17 protein-coding genes, 1 tRNA gene and 3 pseudogenes are annotated in these 16804 nt (G+C 39.3%); 12 read left to right on the top strand and 9 right to left on the bottom strand.

All coding sequences use genetic code 11. The annotated features are described in order from the left end of the window. Window positions 1-2 precede the first annotated feature (2 nt). Together MKL32_RS01650 and MKL32_RS01645 are read left to right on the top strand one after the other, a co-directional pair. Window positions 3-1148: an Imm72 family immunity protein gene (locus MKL32_RS01650; RefSeq protein WP_151790457.1), complete on the top strand. Its 1146-nt coding sequence runs from the start codon at window positions 3-5 to the stop codon at window positions 1146-1148. A 16-nt stretch (window positions 1149-1164) separates the two neighbouring features. Further along, window positions 1165-1329: a hypothetical protein gene (locus MKL32_RS01645; protein ID WP_227556729.1), complete on the top strand. Its 165-nt coding sequence runs from the start codon at window positions 1165-1167 to the stop codon at window positions 1327-1329. Window positions 1330-1399: 70 nt separating this feature from the next. On the opposite strand, the pseudogene MKL32_RS01640 reads toward MKL32_RS01645, so the two are convergent. Both MKL32_RS01640 and MKL32_RS01635 read right to left on the bottom strand, forming a co-directional pair. Beyond that, window positions 1400-2035: pseudogene (locus MKL32_RS01640) on the bottom strand (tyrosine-type recombinase/integrase); the annotation flags it as partial. A 181-nt stretch (window positions 2036-2216) separates the two neighbouring features. Next, a tRNA-Ser gene (locus tag MKL32_RS01635) sits at window positions 2217-2307 on the bottom strand. A 123-nt stretch (window positions 2308-2430) separates the two neighbouring features. Between MKL32_RS01635 and MKL32_RS01630 the strand changes: the two genes are divergently transcribed. From MKL32_RS01630 to MKL32_RS01620, 3 genes are all read left to right on the top strand, one after another. Continuing rightward, the gene (locus MKL32_RS01630) at window positions 2431-4308 is read left to right on the top strand and encodes a potassium transporter Kup (RefSeq protein ID WP_004909798.1); all 1878 of its coding nucleotides are present in this window, start codon (window positions 2431-2433) and stop codon (window positions 4306-4308) included. A 158-nt stretch (window positions 4309-4466) separates the two neighbouring features. After that, window positions 4467-5540 carry a DNA/RNA non-specific endonuclease gene (locus MKL32_RS01625; protein ID WP_270900106.1) on the top strand — a complete coding sequence of 358 codons (1074 nt, stop codon included), beginning with the start codon at window positions 4467-4469 and terminating at the stop codon, window positions 5538-5540. A gap of 70 nt (window positions 5541-5610) precedes the next feature. Continuing rightward, on the top strand, window positions 5611-5853 hold the full coding sequence (locus MKL32_RS01620) for a hypothetical protein (RefSeq protein WP_125297857.1): 243 nt from the start codon (window positions 5611-5613) through the stop codon (window positions 5851-5853). A gap of 51 nt (window positions 5854-5904) precedes the next feature. Here the strand turns inward: MKL32_RS01620 and MKL32_RS01615 are convergent. Next, window positions 5905-6093, bottom strand: a pseudogene (locus MKL32_RS01615) (aquaporin); the annotation flags it as partial. A gap of 70 nt (window positions 6094-6163) precedes the next feature. Then, on the bottom strand, window positions 6164-7174 hold the full coding sequence (locus MKL32_RS01610; RefSeq protein WP_270900105.1) for an AraC family transcriptional regulator: 1011 nt from the start codon (window positions 7172-7174) through the stop codon (window positions 6164-6166). 115 nt (window positions 7175-7289) lie between these two features. Between MKL32_RS01610 and MKL32_RS01605 the strand changes: the two genes are divergently transcribed. Next, window positions 7290-7937, top strand: coding sequence for a hypothetical protein (locus MKL32_RS01605; RefSeq protein WP_270900104.1), 648 nt, complete (start codon window positions 7290-7292; stop codon window positions 7935-7937). Window positions 7938-8236: 299 nt separating this feature from the next. Here the strand turns inward: MKL32_RS01605 and hisF are convergent, their stop codons facing one another. Beyond that, on the bottom strand, window positions 8237-8995 hold the full coding sequence (gene hisF, locus MKL32_RS01600) for an imidazole glycerol phosphate synthase subunit HisF (RefSeq protein ID WP_004812244.1): 759 nt from the start codon (window positions 8993-8995) through the stop codon (window positions 8237-8239). Between the two features lie 101 nt (window positions 8996-9096). Between hisF and MKL32_RS01595 the strand changes: the two genes are divergently transcribed. From MKL32_RS01595 to MKL32_RS01575, 5 genes and pseudogenes are all read left to right on the top strand, one after another. Next, a complete protein-coding gene (locus MKL32_RS01595) occupies window positions 9097-10047 on the top strand; it encodes a homoserine kinase (protein ID WP_270900103.1) in 951 nt (316 codons plus the stop codon). A gap of 9 nt (window positions 10048-10056) precedes the next feature. Beyond that, complete coding sequence (locus MKL32_RS01590; RefSeq protein ID WP_005403365.1) at window positions 10057-10674, top strand: DUF1294 domain-containing protein; 618 nt, start codon at window positions 10057-10059, stop codon at window positions 10672-10674. A 27-nt stretch (window positions 10675-10701) separates the two neighbouring features. Then, window positions 10702-11094, top strand: coding sequence for a DUF4870 family protein (locus MKL32_RS01585; protein ID WP_151790107.1), 393 nt, complete (start codon window positions 10702-10704; stop codon window positions 11092-11094). A 158-nt stretch (window positions 11095-11252) separates the two neighbouring features. Beyond that, window positions 11253-11642: a DUF4870 family protein gene (locus MKL32_RS01580; RefSeq protein ID WP_270900102.1), complete on the top strand. Its 390-nt coding sequence runs from the start codon at window positions 11253-11255 to the stop codon at window positions 11640-11642. A 3-nt stretch (window positions 11643-11645) separates the two neighbouring features. Continuing rightward, a pseudogene (locus MKL32_RS01575) lies at window positions 11646-11972 on the top strand (antibiotic biosynthesis monooxygenase family protein). A 1-nt stretch (window position 11973) separates the two neighbouring features. Here MKL32_RS01575 and MKL32_RS01570 read toward each other — a convergent pair. Continuing rightward, the gene (locus MKL32_RS01570) at window positions 11974-12816 is read right to left on the bottom strand and encodes a DMT family transporter (RefSeq protein WP_234857326.1); all 843 of its coding nucleotides are present in this window, start codon (window positions 12814-12816) and stop codon (window positions 11974-11976) included. Window positions 12817-12971: 155 nt separating this feature from the next. On the opposite strand from MKL32_RS01570, the gene MKL32_RS01565 reads away from it, so the two are divergent. After that, window positions 12972-13523 carry a helix-turn-helix domain-containing protein gene (locus tag MKL32_RS01565; RefSeq protein WP_125272614.1) on the top strand — a complete coding sequence of 184 codons (552 nt, stop codon included), beginning with the start codon at window positions 12972-12974 and terminating at the stop codon, window positions 13521-13523. A 61-nt stretch (window positions 13524-13584) separates the two neighbouring features. Here the strand turns inward: MKL32_RS01565 and MKL32_RS01560 are convergent, their stop codons facing one another. The 3 genes from MKL32_RS01560 to MKL32_RS01550 form a co-directional block, all read right to left on the bottom strand. Next, on the bottom strand, window positions 13585-15054 hold the full coding sequence (locus MKL32_RS01560; RefSeq protein ID WP_270900101.1) for a SulP family inorganic anion transporter: 1470 nt from the start codon (window positions 15052-15054) through the stop codon (window positions 13585-13587). Between the two features lie 233 nt (window positions 15055-15287). Beyond that, on the bottom strand, window positions 15288-16019 hold the full coding sequence (hisA, locus tag MKL32_RS01555) for a 1-(5-phosphoribosyl)-5-[(5-phosphoribosylamino)methylideneamino]imidazole-4-carboxamide isomerase (RefSeq protein ID WP_004909768.1): 732 nt from the start codon (window positions 16017-16019) through the stop codon (window positions 15288-15290). 65 nt (window positions 16020-16084) lie between these two features. Next, a complete protein-coding gene (locus MKL32_RS01550) occupies window positions 16085-16747 on the bottom strand; it encodes a 3'-5' exonuclease (protein WP_270900100.1) in 663 nt (220 codons plus the stop codon). Between the last annotated feature and the right edge of the window lie 57 nt (window positions 16748-16804).

Raw genomic sequence — 16804 nt, 5'->3', positions numbered from 1 at the left:
CTATGTTAAATCCTAATACGATGTCATCAATGCAAGAACAAGAAGCACGAAATAAAGCATTTTATTTAATTAAGAAGTACACAAGTTATTCTTTTTTAGATCAAGCACGTAACTTATATCAGCAATTTTTAGATGCTTTTGAAAGACAGTTAAGAAATCCACCGAAAGAAGTACTGCAACATCAATATGCAGAGCATTTACAAAAAAGGCATGAGGGGGAGTATGTTCATTACCTAAATAAAATAGTTGAGTTAGAGAATGGTTTGACACTACTTAGAACGACTAAACATAAAAGAGAAGCATATAATAGTTTTTGTAATGTCGATTTTACAGATTGGTTATTTGATCGATATGCTGATGAAAATATAATATATGAAGATCCATTCTATATCTTATTGGGTCTAGGTATTTCCAGATCAACTGATATTTTTGAACCAGTAAATTATAAGACTGATCCACTTGGGCGAAAAGTAGAACATACAGGTTCTATACGCTTACTATTAATTGCTTTAGCCTATCGTAATATTTGTATGCAGAGTTATTTAGCAGGTAAGGTAAGTGAGCCATTTGCATATATTGATAAAAATACAATACGAAAATCTCAAAAATGGTCTTATGAGACTATTTTTTTCTCTAAAGAATGGCCACCGTTAAGAATTTACCCTGAATCGATTCCAATGTGTCCACCTTTTAACCTAAATCCAATTGGGCAAATAGCTACAGGTGAAGAAGTAAAAGTTACGGGTATTTATGAACCTTGGTTGCCTAATGGAAAAGTGGGTTGTCCTAACTATTTCTTAGATGGCTCGAGAGCAACAGATTATCAACTAGAAGGCACTGATGAGTGGGTAGATGTCAAATGGCGTTTAATCTGGGAAGATAAACGTTATTTAGATGGAACAATTCCAGAAGAAGAGAAAGCTTATATATTTGATAGTGAAAATATTGACATTAAGGATACTTACACCTATGCGAGTTCTCCTGAGAAACTGAGTATACGTGCAGGTCAAGTTTGTCCCAAATCAGGTTATTGGTTTACGGTAGCACAGGAAAATTCACGTCAATACTTTAAGCAAGGTGAAGTCTTACCTGAGATTAAAAATCAAGATTGGGGTGAAGTGTATTGGCAGTTTGATGGTGAAGAGTGAATAACTAGAAATAACAATGAGCTATCCTACTCCTCTGATTGCACATGATATCTATGTGATGGAACAGTTTCTGAAACCTGAACGAATAAAAATGATTCGGGACATTTGGAAAGAGATGTTGGACTATCTGGAAAGCTTATTGGATCGTTTTATGAATGATCTCCCCCCCGGACTATCGTAATCGTAGTTTACCAGAACAGCCTGATATTGTTTGGGGGGAGCGTGTGATTCCCAACTTTAGGAGTACGATGGAATGGTGGAAACTCAGAGATATCCAAACGAGCCATATGTTTTACTTTACGTGGCTTTAATGCTTCTTGCAGGTGTGGGGTCGGATCATTCTCAATGATTCCTTTACGGATCGCATAACGGAAAATTCGACCGGTCAAAGGAATAGAGCGCTTAGCCATTTCCAATGCACCACGTTCTTCAATTTTTTTAGCGCAAGCTAATACGTCCTTTCCCTTAATTTGATCAATTGGCATATCACCTAAAGCAGGGAACAAATCTTTCTCAAAAACAGATAAATCGCGTAAGTAAGTGCCTTCGGTGATCGCATCTTTACGATCTTGCATCCATTCCATTGCTAGCACTTTGAAAAGCTTGTTTTTATCAGTTTTATCGAGACGTTGATTTTTTGCGGCGTTAGGGTCGATATTATTATAAAGTTGTATTCGTGCCTCATCACGGACACGTCGAGCCTGAGCGAGAGAAACTTCAGGATAGCTTCCTATTGTTAAAGTGCTTTCGCGTCCATTAAATCGATATTTTAACCGCCAGAAACGTCCACCTGAAGGTGTAACTTCTAAATAAAGCCCTTTTTCATCTGAATAGCGTTTTTTCTTATCAATTGGTTTGATCTTTCTAACTTGCGCATCAGTAAGCATTTAGGATGTTATCCTTATATATTGGGGGATGATTATTGTTTATTTAAAATAGTCCCCCAATTATCCCCCACGTTATAGGGGATTACAATAGATCTCATCGAATAGTATAAGGCAATAAAAAAGCTTAAACCCTTTAGATTTAAGCTTTTAGGACTCTATGAGACATCATAGAAAGTAAATTTGGCGGTGAGAGAGGGATTCGAACCCTCGAAACGCTATAAACGTTTACACACTTTCCAGGCGTGCTCCTTCAGCCACTCGGACACCTCACCAATGGGGTGCGATAGTAACTAAAAAAAAGCAGGCTGCCAAGTTGTAGCGAAACAGATTTGCAGAAAAACTTCTTGTCTAATGATAATATTGCGTCAAGTCACGTTTTATATTGAAGACAATATATGCAAAGTACTGCAAAAAAAGCAGCGTTGCCAGCCACGGCATTAGCAGCACTAGGGGTAGTCTTTGGAGACATTGGAACAAGTCCACTGTATGCATTGAAAGAATCATTTCATGCTGCACATGGACTCGGGATTCAGCCTGAAAATGTATTGGGTATCCTGTCCATTATCTTCTGGTGTTTGATGCTCATTATTAGTATCAAATACATCGCTATTGTTATGCGAGCAGACAATAATGGTGAAGGTGGAATCATGGCTTTACTGGCCTTGAATTTGCGCAAAGCCAAAATATCAGATACTAAAAAAATTTACTTGATTGCAATTGGGTTTATTGGCGCATCACTCTTCTTTGGTGATGGCATCATCACGCCTGCGATTTCAGTCCTCTCCGCAGTAGAAGGCTTATCCATCGCAACAGATGTACTCGATCCTTTTATTGTACCGATTGCAATTGTGATCGTTACGACCTTGTTTTTGATGCAAAAACATGGAACAGCTTTTGTCGGGAAATTTTTTGGTCCAATTACCTTACTTTGGTTTTTGTCATTAGGTATTCTCGGAATTGTCAGTGTCATACAGACACCTGTGGTTTTGGGCATGGTGAGTCCGCATTGGGCAATCCAATTTATTTTTACTCATCCTTTACAGTCCTTTTTTATTATGGGTGCTGTAGTCCTTACCGTGACTGGTGGTGAGGCTTTATATGCGGATATGGGACATTTCGGTCCTCGTCCAATTCGCTTTGGTTGGTTCACCGTTGTTTTACCATGCTTGGTGTTAAATTACGCGGGTCAAGGAGCATTGCTACTTCGTAACCCTGCTGCGATCGAAAATCCATTTTATTTATTGGTGCCGAGTTGGGCCTTATATCCAATGATTATCTTGGCAACTATGGCAGCGGTGATTGCATCACAAGCGGTCATTTCAGGGGTCTTTTCCCTTGCACGTCAGGCGATTCAATTGGGATATTTGCCACGTTTAAGTATTAAACATACATCAGATTCAGAAGAAGGTCAGATTTATGTCCCATTCCTGAATTGGTTGCTTCTCGTCGCGATTGTAATTTTAATCTTAATCTTTAAGACCAGCTCAAACCTTGCAAGTGCTTATGGTTTAGCTGTGACCTTAACGATGTTGTGTGACACCATTCTGGTTGCGATCTTTATTTTCTATGCATGGAAATGGAGTCTGCCTAAAGTATTGCTTTTAATTATTCCATTTTTCTTTTTGGAATCGGTACTGGTTGCGGCTGCTTCATTAAAAATGTTCTCTGGTGGTTGGGTTCCTTTACTTATCGGCAGTATCGCAGTCATGATTCTAATGACTTGGAAGCGTGGTCGTGAGTTGACCTTTGCTAAACTGGAACACGATACTCTATCTTTGGATTTATTCGTCCGAAGTCTGGGGGATAATGTCCATCGTGTACCTGGTGATGCAGTATTTTTGACAGGGACACCGAATGTTGTACCTCATGCGATGTTGCATAATATTAAACACAACAAAGTATTGCATGAGCGAAATATTCTAGTCACGGTTGTGATTGAGGATGTTCCTTTTGTTCCTCAAGAGGAGCGGGTGCAAGTCGAAACACTAAACGAGCATTTCTATCGCATTAAAATCTTCTATGGATTTAAAGATGAGCCAAATGTTCCACGTGCATTAATGCAAGCATATGAGCAATTAGAATTTGAATATGACTTGATGCAGATTAGTTTCTTCATTTCACGTGATCGTATCGTGCACAGTGTTGGTGATGGAATGTCTCCGTGGCGTGAACGTTTATTTATCTCAATGCAACGGAATACCAGCCCTGTTAGTGATTTTTATCAAATTCCGACTAACCGTGTCGTCGAGTTAGGTAGTCAAATCGAAATTTAAGAATTGGTTTTAAAAAAGGCACGTTCGCGTGTCTTTTTTATTGTCTGCTGATCAATTGTACAGTTTTGCGACATAAATTGTCGTTCATGCTCGGAACGCAATATACATCAAGCTTTTGAGTTGTTAAGCTTCGCATTCTTAAAGGTTTTGATGTAGTCATGGCAAAGAAAACAACGAGAAAAGGTAAATCACAAACTACTTTTTTGAGCAAAAATACTGGAAAAGTGCTGCTCGCGTTGATCGCAACAGGAAGCTTTGCGATAGCCTTTGGTAGTGAAAAGATTTCTAAATTTATTCCATTGCAATCAAGTAGTGGAGCGTGTCTTAATCAGTTTTATCGTGAAGTTCCTCCATTGCTCAATAAGGAAAGCTTAACCAAACATAGCTATGCCTTATGTTTTAATGATTTTAATGTCATGTATTCAGGTGTTTCAAAAACGCCACTATGGTCAGCCGAGTATTTAAGCCCTGATCGATTAAGTATAAAAATTAAACGCGAAGATAATTTCCACGAAGAAACACGTGTAGAAATGGCTCATCGAGCATTGTTATCGGACTATCGTGGTTCAGGATATGATCGTGGGCATATGGCACCTAATGCAGATATGAACAATACTGCTGCACAATATGATAGTTTTTCTTTAGCCAACATGGTACCTCAAGCACCTAAAAACAATCAGGAAGTTTGGCGAAAACTTGAAGAGGCTGTCCGTGCAGTTGTGACCAAACATTATAAAGATGCATATGTTGTAACAGGTCCAGTTTTTGAAGGAAAACGACTCAAAACAATCGGTAGCGGTGTGATTGTCCCGACTGCGGTTTATAAAGCTGTGTACTTACCTAAACAAGGAATCATTGGGGCTTATTACGCACCAAATAATAATTCTGAACAGGTCGAGGTGGTGAGCGTTTGTTATCTAGAAGAAAAATTAGGGATTAATTTATTTCCACAACTGACCGAACAGCAAAAGCGCAATATTTATCATTTACCATTATCGGCTCAACAGGTAACAGCCAATAAAGAGATCAGCTATTCACATTGGGATGGTCAAAGTCAATGTGCTGAAGAAGCGACTACAGAAGCGATACAGACACAGCAAAAACAGTTTAGTTCGGGTCAAAGCCAAACTTCACAGAGTAGTCTTCCGCAAATTGATGAAGAAACCAAACAAGCTTTAATTAAACAATTGGTCGATGCACTTGTGCAGTATTTCTTACAATTGTTGCGATAATCGAATCGATCTTGGCCGTAAATTGATTTAGATTCAGAATATAGCCCGACAATAATAAAGTGAGTAGAAAATGTTTAAACCATTTGAAACTGAAAATGAATCATCTTCGATTTATGATTTGACGCTTGAAAACCAAGTGGACTGCGTCAGTTTGTACGGTAATTTGCAGATTACAAAAGATCAAGTGGGATTAAAAGCGGCTAAAGCTTTACAGCAATTGATCAATGATGTGGTGATCGCTTTAGAAAAAGAAGAATTACCTGCACAGATCGAGCGAAAGCCAGAGCAGGAAATAGAGAATCCATTTTTATAATCCAATAAAAAAAACAGCCATATAGTGGCTGTTTTTTTATGGAGTGATCATTTAATTTCGGAGTGTAGCAACCACTTTGTGTATGAGAGCACCAATAACTGCACCTACAATTGGTGCAATCCAGAATAACCATAATTGACCAAGTGCCGCAGTTTCTGCAAAGAAAGCTACACCTGTACTACGTGCAGGATTCACAGATGTATTCGTCACAGGAATACTGATTAAATGAATTAAGCATAGGTCACTGAATCTCGTATAAAGATTGTTTAATTAGTGATCAATTGTAAAATGGTGAGAACATTAATCGTTTTTATAAATAACTGTAAGTTGTGTTGAGTTTTCGCCATTGTTGAGGAGTTTGTCCTGTCCAAAGTTTAAAAGCACGTTGAAAAGCACTTTGTTCTGAGTAGCAAAGTAATAAAGAGATTTCTTGCAAACTCAGGTGCGGATCTTTTAAGTATTCTGTAGCCAACATAAAGCGGACTTGTTGGACACGCTCCTGAAAGGTTGTGTTTTGCTGTTGTAAATGACGCTGTAATTGTCGTACAGAAAGTCCCAATTTCTCAGCGATAAAATCAATCTGATATTGATTCTTCTGTAAGCCCGTTAAAATTGCATGTTGTAAACGCTGATCTAATTGTGTTGAATTCGGTAGTTTATCTAATAGTGCCTGAGCTTGTTGCAATAACAATTGTTGCAGAGTGTGATCACCTGTTTTTAGTGGTTTGAATGCTTCAGTAATCGGGAGTAAGAGCTGAGTCTTAGGTTGATCAAAACGAACTTTGCAGTGGAAATACTGTTCATACACCGTGAGGTTTTTAGGTGCAGGATTCACAAAATGAACTTCGTGTAAATGGATCATTTCCCCTGACATAAACAATTTAAGGAATTGCACCATCAGTGCTATTGCAATTTCGTCTGTCAGTTGAGTGGGGTGTAGTTCAGGTGCTTCCCAACGAATAGATGCATAGGGTTGATTAAATTCAACAATTAAAGGACTTCCATCATAAATAAGTCGATGAAAATCATGATAGCGTGCTAAAGCTTCACCAAGACTTTCACAAGATAAGGCTAAGTAAGCAATAATCCCTAAATGCTTAGGTTGGACGTATTCCCCAATTTCTAATCCTAAACCGATTTTTGGATGTAGTTGATTCAACTCTTCAAGTAGATCCCGCCAAATGACATAATCAAAGCGTTCAAGGTTTTGAATTTTTTGTAATTGTTCAGGTAAAGCTAGATCTTTAGCTTCACAATAAGTCGTCAGTAAATGCCCCAAGCCACCGTAAACTGATCCTGTATAATTCTTGAGTTGAGACATCCTGTCTGTTCCTCTTATTGTCGTGTTTTGTCAATATTAATATATCGTATCGTCAATACTTCGCCTACAAAAATTTATATCTTAAATAAAAAGAAGCACAGTTTAGGAGATCAAAATGATCAAGGGTTTTATCGCTGGTTTAGCGGTTGCAAATGCATTTGAATGGTTCGCACATAAATACGTTTTACATGGTGTGCATCGTCCTGGGCAACCCCGTTATAGCCCTGTACCTAAAAGCATGGAGTCGCATTGGGCGCATCATCGTGAAGTACGTAAACAAGATTTCTCGGATGAATGTTATGTGGAAGGCATTGATCACTGGCGTACGCGTAATGAGTTAATGTCACTTGCTGTAGCCGCAGGTGTGGCCAGTGTTGTGTTCTATCCTTTTTCAAAAGGCATGGCACTTGCAGCAATTTATAGTGCGGGGAATTATTATTATGTTCATCGCCGTGCCCATCTTGAGCCTAATTGGGCGAAGCGCACGATCCCGTGGCACTATGATCACCATATGAACTCGAACCAAGATGCAAATTGGTGTGTTACTCGTCCTTGGTTTGATTATGTGATGGGGACGCGTGTGGTGTCTTCAGCAGATTTGAAAGAAGCTAATCCATTGGGTCTGCCTTTACCTGCACCGATTTCGAAGATATTAACTGAAGCGATTGAATCAGTATTTCCTGCAAAATGGGTAGAACAGAAACCAAAATTGGTGACCGCTGCTCAGACAGAAGAGATCGAAACAGTATCGGTTGCATCTTGATAAAGCGTGAAGAGGGTATTTTGACAAAACATGATGCTAGTCGCGTGCTTCTGTCGTGAATTGTCAATAAAATTGGTTTTTAATGTCAATATTTTTGCTGAATATCTCGCTAATTTAGCCCAAGCCTTTTTGTTGCTTGATATTTATCCAAATTTATTGTTTTTCGTTTACCCTCTAGCGTTGTATAAACGCATTTCATATACCTTGCTGAGCAAGGTATTTTTTTGACTAAAATTTGCCGAATAAAAAACCTCTCAAGTAATCACATTGAGAGGTTTGGATCTCGCTATTTTTATTGCTTAAAGGCGCATTTCAATGCCTTGCTCAGCTAAATATTTTTTCGCTTCAGGAATCGTATGTTGACCAAAGTGGAAAATGGAAGCGGCAAGTACAGCATCTGCGCCACCTTTCAAAATACCATCTGCCAAATGTTGTAAATTTCCTACACCACCTGAAGCAATCGTTGGAATCGTGACACGATCATTGATTTGACGCATTAAAGCGATGTCATAGCCTGCTTTGGTTCCATCGGCATCCATACTGGTAATCAGTAATTCACCTGCACCAAAGTCTGCCATTTTGACAGCCCATTCTATTGCATCAATACCTGTTGGCTTACGTCCACCGTGGGTAAAAATTTCCCACTTATTTTCGCCAGTTTTTTTCGCATCAATTGCAACCACGATACATTGAGCACCAAAACGTTGAGATGCTTCTTGAACGAATTCAGGGTTGAACACCGCTGCCGAGTTGATACTGACTTTGTCTGCACCGGCATTCAGAAGTAAACGGATATCTTCGACTTTACGTACACCACCACCCACGGTGAGAGGAACGAAAACGCTTTCTGCCATACGCTCAACAGTACGGTAAGTCGTATCGCGTCCATGATGGGTAGCAGTAATATCTAAAAAGGTAATTTCATCGGCACCTTGTTCGTTATAACGACGGGCAACTTCTACTGGGTCACCTGCGTCACGAATATCAAGGAATTGAACGCCTTTGACGACTCGACCATTATCAACATCTAAGCAAGGGATAATACGTTTTGCGAGCATAAAATATTCCAAAAAATCGCCAATAAAGAAAGGGGTGCTACACCTTCATGGAGGGAAAGGGTATTCTATCAAACTTCACAGCTATTTTTTGCAGGTTTTCCATGTCGGTTTATACCCCGTTGAGTTTAGAAGATGTTCAAGCTTTTGCTGAGCCTTATGGTTTGGCAGTGATTGACCTGATTCCAATCCAAGGCGGTATTCAAAACACCAACTATTTTTTGGTGGATCATACTCAAAAACATTATGTTCTTACTGTTTTTGAAGAGCTTGATGCTGAAGGAGCTGGTGAGCTTGTTCCCGTACTAGACTGTTTGGGAGAGGCAGGGGTTGCCGTTGCTGTACCATTGAAACATCATGGTCAAGCCATTCATAGCATCGCAGATAAACCTGCACAAATCGCCCCACGCTTGATGGGTGAACATCCAGAAGAAGCAACATTATTACAAATCCAAGCGATTGCTCAGGCTCAAGCAAAAATTCATGTGGCGTTGAAAGATTTTCCTTTAAAGCGTGATTTTAATCGTAATCATCAGTATTGGTCAGATGTAGCAGAGCAACTGAGACCCAATATGAATGACGATGATCAATCCCTATTGGATCAAGTTTTTCAGCAATTTGCCAAAATTACACAGCAATATCCTGATCGTCCTGTCGGTTTTATTCATTCTGATCTATTTAGAGACAATACATTATTTGAAGGTGATCAATTACGAGGGATTCTTGATTTTTATGAGTTAAATCAAGATGAGTTTTTATTTGATATTGCGATTAGTATCAATGATTTTTGTACAGCTTATCCAAACGCTCATATAGACCAAGCCAAGGCAGAAGCTTTCCTTGCAGCGTATCAAAGCATTCGTCAACTCACAGCTGATGAGTTAGCGTGTTTAAATATTTTCTTGGCAATGGCTGCATGTCGTTTCTGGAGTATGCGTCTTCAAGTTGCACAAAAAAATGCGGAACAGGGTCGTACTGGTGAAGACATTTCACAAAAAGACCCGATGGAAATGCGGATGCTGCTGCAAGATCGTTTACAAAAAGTTCAAGCTTAAGGAAAAAGCATGCGAGACCAAGGTCGTTTAGTAGAATGGTTTGATGATAAAGGCTATGGTTTTATTCAACCGAATGATAAGCACAAAGATCGGGTCTTTTTACATATTAAGGACTTTGCTCGCACAGGTCCTCGACCTCTTGTAGGTTGTGCTTTGGAGTACTTGGTGATCTTAGATGAGCGTGGTCGTTATCGCGCTCAGCAAGTCAGTTATCTAAAAGCAGCCCAAGTATTTGAACATAAGCCGAAACCTTCAGCTGCGAAGCCTGCTAAACGTTGGACAGCGATGCAAATTGCCATTGTGATTTATATTGTATTCATGGTCATCGCGAGCTTTAGTAAATTATTACCGCCTTATACTTTATTGTTCGTCAGTTTGATGAATGTCTTGAGTTATTGGCTATATGCTCAAGACAAAGAGGCAGCACAATTGGGGAATCGCCGTATTCCTGAGCAAACCTTACATATCGTGGATTCGCTTGGAGGATGGTGTGCAGGTTGGTTAGCACAACAAAAACTGAGACATAAAACACAAAAACAACCGTTTCGTAAGATTTATTTCTGTACCATAGTCTTCCATATATTATTGATATGTTGGTTAATTTCTCCACTCAATGTGTTCTATTGAGGGAGTTCGTTTCTGGAGATAAATAAAATGAATTATTCCGTTGATCAAGACCCGAACCGTACTTTGACTTTGGTCCTTTACGTACTTTATATCATTGCGATTTTTACAGGTGGATTATTGGCAGTGATTGCCTTAATTATTAACTATGTAAAACGTAGCGATGTAAGAGGCTCTATTTTTGAAAGTCATTTTACTTGGCAGATTCGGACATTTTGGTGGTATCTCGCTTGGAATATCATTGCCTTTATTCCATTCTTCTTCTTGTTTTTTACAGGCGATAATCCGAATGCGTTTGCGGGTGTTGCATTATCAGGAACGGTTTTCTGTGTAGCGGTGATTTTCGCTGCTTGGGTTTGGATTGTATATCGTGCAATACGTGGGTTGATTGCTCTCAATGACAATAAACCTATGTATTCGTAAACGATGGGGTTGATCACTGTTATATGATGGTGATCAACTTTATTTTAAACCTGTATTTATATGCAAAATAGCAATGTTATCTAAGTAAATATTTACACATTAAAATTCAAATTTTTCAAATAATTTTCCACATGAGTGGGTGAGGGAGATAGATCAATATGAGTCATGCAGTTGATCAAAAAGCAAATCGTACATTGACCTATATTTTGTATATTGTTGCATGTTTCACTGGTGGTGTGCTTGCTATTGTTGCTGTAGTGCTAAATTACATTAAGCGTAAAGATGTGCAAGGAACAATCTTAGAAAGTCATTTCAAATGGCAAATTCGCACGTTTTGGTGGTATCTCTTTTGGAATTTATCAGCATTATTCTTATTTGGATTCCTTTTGTGGTTTGGACATGATTCTCTGTCAGATAGTCTAGCCTCAGGTTTTTTTGGGGGTTTCTTGAGTGTTATTGCTTTTTCATTAGCTTGGGTCGTATACCGTGGGATTAATGGTTTACTGTGTTTATATGATAATGTTCCAATGTATAAATCAGTAGAATGAAATATGATCATAGAACATGTGCATTTAACAATTAAACCCAATCAAAGTCAGGCATTTGAGGCAGCATTTCAAAAAGCCAAAGCGATTATTTATCCGATGGTGGGATTAAATGCAGTACAGCTGATCAAAAATGTTCAAGATGATCATCGCTATATTCTGATGATATTTTGGGATCATATTGAAGATCACACAGAAGGGTTTAGAAAGTCTGCTGCTTATCAAGAATGAAAAGCTTTATTACATCCCTTCTATGATCCAATGCCAATCGTTGAATATTATCAACCTCAGATGCTACTGAAGAAGAATGAGCCGCCAATAAAAGAAAAGTAAGCTAAGCATCTTTATTGTTTTGAGGAGAGTTGAGGATTTTGAGTTTGAGCTCACTCACCAAAACACCTAATACCACCAGTAATCCGCCAAATAATGCGAGTAAGGGCAAACGCTCACCTGCAATTCTTCCAATCAAACCTGCCCAAACAGGTTCACCTGCATAAATGATCGCTGCACGACTTGGATCAACCATGCTTTGTGCCCAGTTCATAACAAACTGAATTAAAGCACTGGCGAGCCCCAATCCAGTTGCGATTAATAGGAGAGGCCATGAAAATGCTGGTAGCTGATGTTCACCAACCAAAGGCATACTAGCGAAAGAGAGTAGGGCGGCAACCATAAGTTGAATCACAGTAACGCGTCGTAAATTTACTCGTCCTGCAAAATAACCAATCAAAATAATCTCTAATGCAATCACTAAAGCACAGATCAGGGTAAGTACTTGTCCATAAGAGAGCGTGATATTGGAAAAACCATTTCCAGTCAGTAGGACTAAGCCAGTAAATGCTAATGCTGAGCCGATCCATGTCATGAGTGATGGTGATTTTTGAAAAATAACCCACATGAGAATAGGTACTAAAGGAACATAAAGCGCAGTAAGAAAAGCCGATTCGCTACTTAAAATACTTTGTAGACCAATCGTTTGTGTGCCATAACCAATCGCAATCATGATACCGATAGCAGTTCCAGCCAGCGTTTCTTTGAGCGTTAAACCCGACATGGATTTTAATGAAAGTAGGAAAATTACAGCCGCAGCAACTGCAAAACGACAACCGACAAAAAACATCGGTGTACTAAAGTTGAGTGCATATTGCACTGCTAGAAAAGTCCCACCCCAAATCATGGTGATAAAAATCAATGCAAATTGTGCTGCTCTAGGTGATTGCGAGAAAGCTGTCAAAACCAAATTCCAAATCTACGTGCAATATACTGCACATGTTGCATTAATTTATGCATTTGTGCAATATATTGCGCATAATTAAATGAGAGTGAAACTGCATGAATCATCCTGATGCGGTATTGCAATATGTAGGGCAGAATATTCGATTTTATCGAAACCAGCATCAACTGAGTCAGCAAGAGCTGGCAGAGCGGGCTGGCGTGAGTCGACGTACCATTGCATCTTTAGAAACAGGAATGGTAAATATTAGTCTGACCAAACTTGATGCAATCGCAAATGCTTTAGATGTGAATTTCAAGCAACTTGTGACAGCACCAGAGCTTGTGGATTCTGCGATCGTTAAGACTTTGGCATGGCAGGGCTCTCATCTTGAGAGTCAGGCAACTTTACAGGCATCCATCCCTGCACGTACTCAAGTCGAATTATGGACATGGACATTGGCTGTTGGAGAGACCTATGTTGCTGAACCTGATCAACAAGGGTGGCAGGAGTTGATCTATGTCATTGAAGGTGAACTGAGTCTAGAATTTGCTTCTGGAACACATTTAGTTGCAGCGGGTACATCGTTTTTATTTGATAGTTCTGTTCCTTACCGTTATAGCAATCAAGGTACTGACATACTTCGCTTTATTCGAAATGTGATTTATTGATCTGAAAAAGCCAAACATGAAAGTTTGGCTTTTTTATGTTTAATGGCGTTAGTCTGTTGAACTAAATTGCATCAAACTGATGTTTAGTATGTGTTCCATATTTATCAATCATGATTGAGCTGGCTTCATTCAACCCACGTACCGTGACATTGACCCCATTTCTTTGGAACTTATTCACCACAGAATCTAGCATTGCCACTGAAGTTACATCCCAAATATGTGAATGAGTTAAATCAATAATGACCTTAGAAATTGGTTCTTGGAAATTAAAACTCTGCATGAATTTTTCTGAGGAGCTGAAAAAGATTTGACCTTTTAAATCGTAGACTCGTGCATCATTTTCTATATAGCTTTCAACACGAATATCATTTTCTAATTTATTGGCAAGGAATAAAGCGGATAGTAATACACCTGTGAGTACACCGAGTGCCAAGTTATGGGTTGCTACAACTACAATAACAGTGACAATCATAACCACGTTACTACTTTTGGGATTAGATTTAAAACCTGTCAGTGATTTCCACTCAAATGTGCTAATCGAGACCATAATCATCACGGCAACCAATGCTGCCATAGGAATAACTTTGAGCCAGTCACTAATAAAGACGACTAAGATCAGCAAAAATACGCCTGCTGAAAATGTTGATAATCGGGTTAGACCACCTGATTTCACATTAATCATGGATTGACCAATCATGGCACACCCCGCCATCCCACCCATAAAACCAGATGCAATATTAGCTATCCCTTGACCTTTACATTCTTGGAATTTATCACTTGGCGTATCGGTCATTTCATCAATAATCGTGGCTGTCATCATGGATTCAAGTAAGCCCACGGCTGCGAGTGCAATCGAATAAGGTAAAATGATTTGTAGCGTTTCCAGGTTAAGAGGAATATCGGGTAATAAGAATACAGGCAGTGTATCTGGCAATTCACCCATATCTCCCACAGTGCGAATATCAATTCCGAAACCTACAGCGATCAGGCTAATAACGATAATACAGACCAAAGGAGAGGGAATAAGTTTTCCAATTTTAGGGAGTAAAGGGAAGAGATAAATAATGGCTAAACCCAAGCCAACTAATGCATATACATGCCATGTTACATTGATCAATTCAGGTAATTGCGCCATAAAAATGAGGATAGCAAGCGCGTTGACGAAGCCAATCACCACAGATTTAGAAACAAATCGCATGAGTTTTGCGAGTTTTAAATAGCCCGCCAGGATTTGCAGTACACCTGTTAATAATGTTGCTGCAAGTAGATATTGTAATCCATGTTCTTTCACTAGACTTGCCATGACCAAAGCCATTGCGCCAGTCGCTGCTGAAATCATGGCAGGACGCCCACCAACAAAAGAAATCACGACTGCAATACAGAAGGACGCATATAAACCAACTTTGGGATCAACCCCCGCGATGATTGAAAATGCAATCGCCTCGGGAATCAGCGCTAAGCCGACCACAAGACCCGCCAGCACATCGGCACGAATATTAGAGAACCATTGTTCTCGTACATTGGAAAACATAGAAATAGCCTATTTTTGAAAAATATTTTAAAGGCTAGTGATGTGATATAAAAATGCACACGACTACACCACATCACTAGACAGTGATGAGTTATTTACAAGAGGGGGCTGTAAAAACTAGGGTGGCGTAAGTGACATTATAGAATTGAAGATCGAGATAAAAATCAGGATGAGGATAACATTTAAGCGAAAAAAGCTCTAGCCATTATTCAAATCGCTAGAGCTAAACACAATTAAAGTGATTGTTCATCCAGTAAAAGTTGAGCTTCACGAAGGCTTAAAGTGCCCTCATAAATAGCTCGACCTGTGATAGCACCTAAAATGCCTGATTGACCTTTCAAGTTGCGTACATCATCAAGATTGGTGACACCACCAGATGCAATAACAGGTAATCCTGAATATTGAGCTAAGTGAACAGTTTGCTCAACGTTGACACCTTGCATCATGCCATCACGTGCAATATCAGTGTAGACGATGCTAGATACACCAGCGTCAGCGAAACGTTTAGCAAGATCAGTTGCTTTAACATCAGTGACATTTGCCCAACCGTCAGTAGCTACCATGCCATTGATCGCATCGATACCAACGATAATATGACCTGCAAACTGTTTACATGCTTCTTCAACAAATTCAGGTTCTTTGACTGCTTTGGTACCGATAATGACAAACGATACACCAGCATCTAAGTAGTGCTCGATGGTTTCAAGTGAACGGATGCCACCACCAATTTGGATTGGTAATTCAGGTTGTGCTCGCGCAATAGCTTCAACCACTGGTTTGTGAATTGGCGTACCAGCGAAAGCACCATTTAAATCAACTAAATGTAAACGACGTGCGCCTTCATCAACCCAATGTTGTGCAGTTGCCACAGGATCATCAGAGAAAACAGTATCGTCTTCCATGCGTCCTTGTTTTAAACGTACACATTTACCATCTTTCAGGTCAATTGCAGGGATGATTAGCATGCTTTCGCTCCTAGCTTCATCGTAAATTAAAATTGGCTACATATTAACAAAGTATTGATCAATCTCTAAGTCTTGGATTGAGAACCTGTGAGTATTCTTTCGATTTGTTGTTGAAGTGGTGACGTGAAACTTTGATGCTGGTAGAGATATTCAAAAATAATACGCGCGGCATAAGCATCTGCCGCAGCATAATTGATTTGTTGAGGGCTGAGTTGTTTAACAGACCAGTTAGAGGTGCTAATTTTTTTCCTTTTAGGAAAATAACGCTGAAATAACAAAGCAATTGCCGTTTGTACACCGACTTGAGTGCTATATCCAAAATTTGAAAAGCATTTTGCTAAATCAATCAGACCGTTTGGATGAATCCCTTTGCGTCTAAAACCACTGGCATCATTTTTTAAACCAAAACCAACTTTGAGTTGTTGTTCATTTTCTAAAATAGGTTTTAAGAAAGCCAATATTTCTGGATTCACCTGAAAAAGATAAGCATTTTCTAAGCTAGACAACTGGATAAGGTGAGGGCCTGTTGATTTTTCACCGACTTTGAAGGTCGGTTTGGATTCTGTATCAAAGCCGAACACTTGCACAGATTTAAGCTCAGCTTCAACTTGTAAACACTGATTAAGTGTATGGATGACATAAATTCGATCTGGATTTAAGTTTTGAAATGCAGGGAAGGTGCGTATTTGTTCTTTGCTTAAAAGCGCAGTTTGTTGTTGCATTTCCATGAAATGAGCTCAAATCGTTTCACTCAGCTTAAACCGTTTTGATCAATTGAAAAAGCC

The organism is Acinetobacter sp. AOR34_HL, assembly GCF_027854795.1.
In the GTDB taxonomy this organism is placed as follows: domain Bacteria; phylum Pseudomonadota; class Gammaproteobacteria; order Pseudomonadales; family Moraxellaceae; genus Acinetobacter; species Acinetobacter junii.
Note: the sequence above shows the minus strand (reverse complement) of the source record. Positions and strands in the feature narration are given on the sequence as shown.

What these genes read in the sequence shown, in the direction of transcription:
- MKL32_RS01645 (WP_227556729.1), top strand. Translation starts at nt 1,165, where the DNA reads ATGAGCTATCCTACTCCTCTGATTGCACATGATATCTATGTGATGGAA.
- MKL32_RS01625 (WP_270900106.1), top strand. Translation starts at nt 4,467, where the DNA reads ATGGCAAAGAAAACAACGAGAAAAGGTAAATCACAAACTACTTTTTTG.
- hisA (WP_004909768.1), bottom strand. Translation starts at nt 16,019, where the DNA reads ATGCTAATCATCCCTGCAATTGACCTGAAAGATGGTAAATGTGTACGT.
- MKL32_RS01585 (WP_151790107.1), top strand. Translation starts at nt 10,702, where the DNA reads ATGAATTATTCCGTTGATCAAGACCCGAACCGTACTTTGACTTTGGTC.
- MKL32_RS01565 (WP_125272614.1), top strand. Translation starts at nt 12,972, where the DNA reads ATGAATCATCCTGATGCGGTATTGCAATATGTAGGGCAGAATATTCGA.
- MKL32_RS01560 (WP_270900101.1), bottom strand. Translation starts at nt 15,054, where the DNA reads ATGTTTTCCAATGTACGAGAACAATGGTTCTCTAATATTCGTGCCGAT.
- MKL32_RS01610 (WP_270900105.1), bottom strand. Translation starts at nt 7,174, where the DNA reads ATGTCTCAACTCAAGAATTATACAGGATCAGTTTACGGTGGCTTGGGG.
- MKL32_RS01650 (WP_151790457.1), top strand. Translation starts at nt 3, where the DNA reads ATGTTAAATCCTAATACGATGTCATCAATGCAAGAACAAGAAGCACGA.
- MKL32_RS01590 (WP_005403365.1), top strand. Translation starts at nt 10,057, where the DNA reads ATGCGAGACCAAGGTCGTTTAGTAGAATGGTTTGATGATAAAGGCTAT.
- MKL32_RS01570 (WP_234857326.1), bottom strand. Translation starts at nt 12,816, where the DNA reads ATGATTTGGGGTGGGACTTTTCTAGCAGTGCAATATGCACTCAACTTT.
- MKL32_RS01620 (WP_125297857.1), top strand. Translation starts at nt 5,611, where the DNA reads ATGTTTAAACCATTTGAAACTGAAAATGAATCATCTTCGATTTATGAT.
- MKL32_RS01550 (WP_270900100.1), bottom strand. Translation starts at nt 16,747, where the DNA reads ATGGAAATGCAACAACAAACTGCGCTTTTAAGCAAAGAACAAATACGC.
- MKL32_RS01630 (WP_004909798.1), top strand. Translation starts at nt 2,431, where the DNA reads ATGCAAAGTACTGCAAAAAAAGCAGCGTTGCCAGCCACGGCATTAGCA.
- MKL32_RS01605 (WP_270900104.1), top strand. Translation starts at nt 7,290, where the DNA reads ATGATCAAGGGTTTTATCGCTGGTTTAGCGGTTGCAAATGCATTTGAA.
- MKL32_RS01580 (WP_270900102.1), top strand. Translation starts at nt 11,253, where the DNA reads ATGAGTCATGCAGTTGATCAAAAAGCAAATCGTACATTGACCTATATT.
- hisF (WP_004812244.1), bottom strand. Translation starts at nt 8,995, where the DNA reads ATGCTCGCAAAACGTATTATCCCTTGCTTAGATGTTGATAATGGTCGA.
- MKL32_RS01595 (WP_270900103.1), top strand. Translation starts at nt 9,097, where the DNA reads ATGTCGGTTTATACCCCGTTGAGTTTAGAAGATGTTCAAGCTTTTGCT.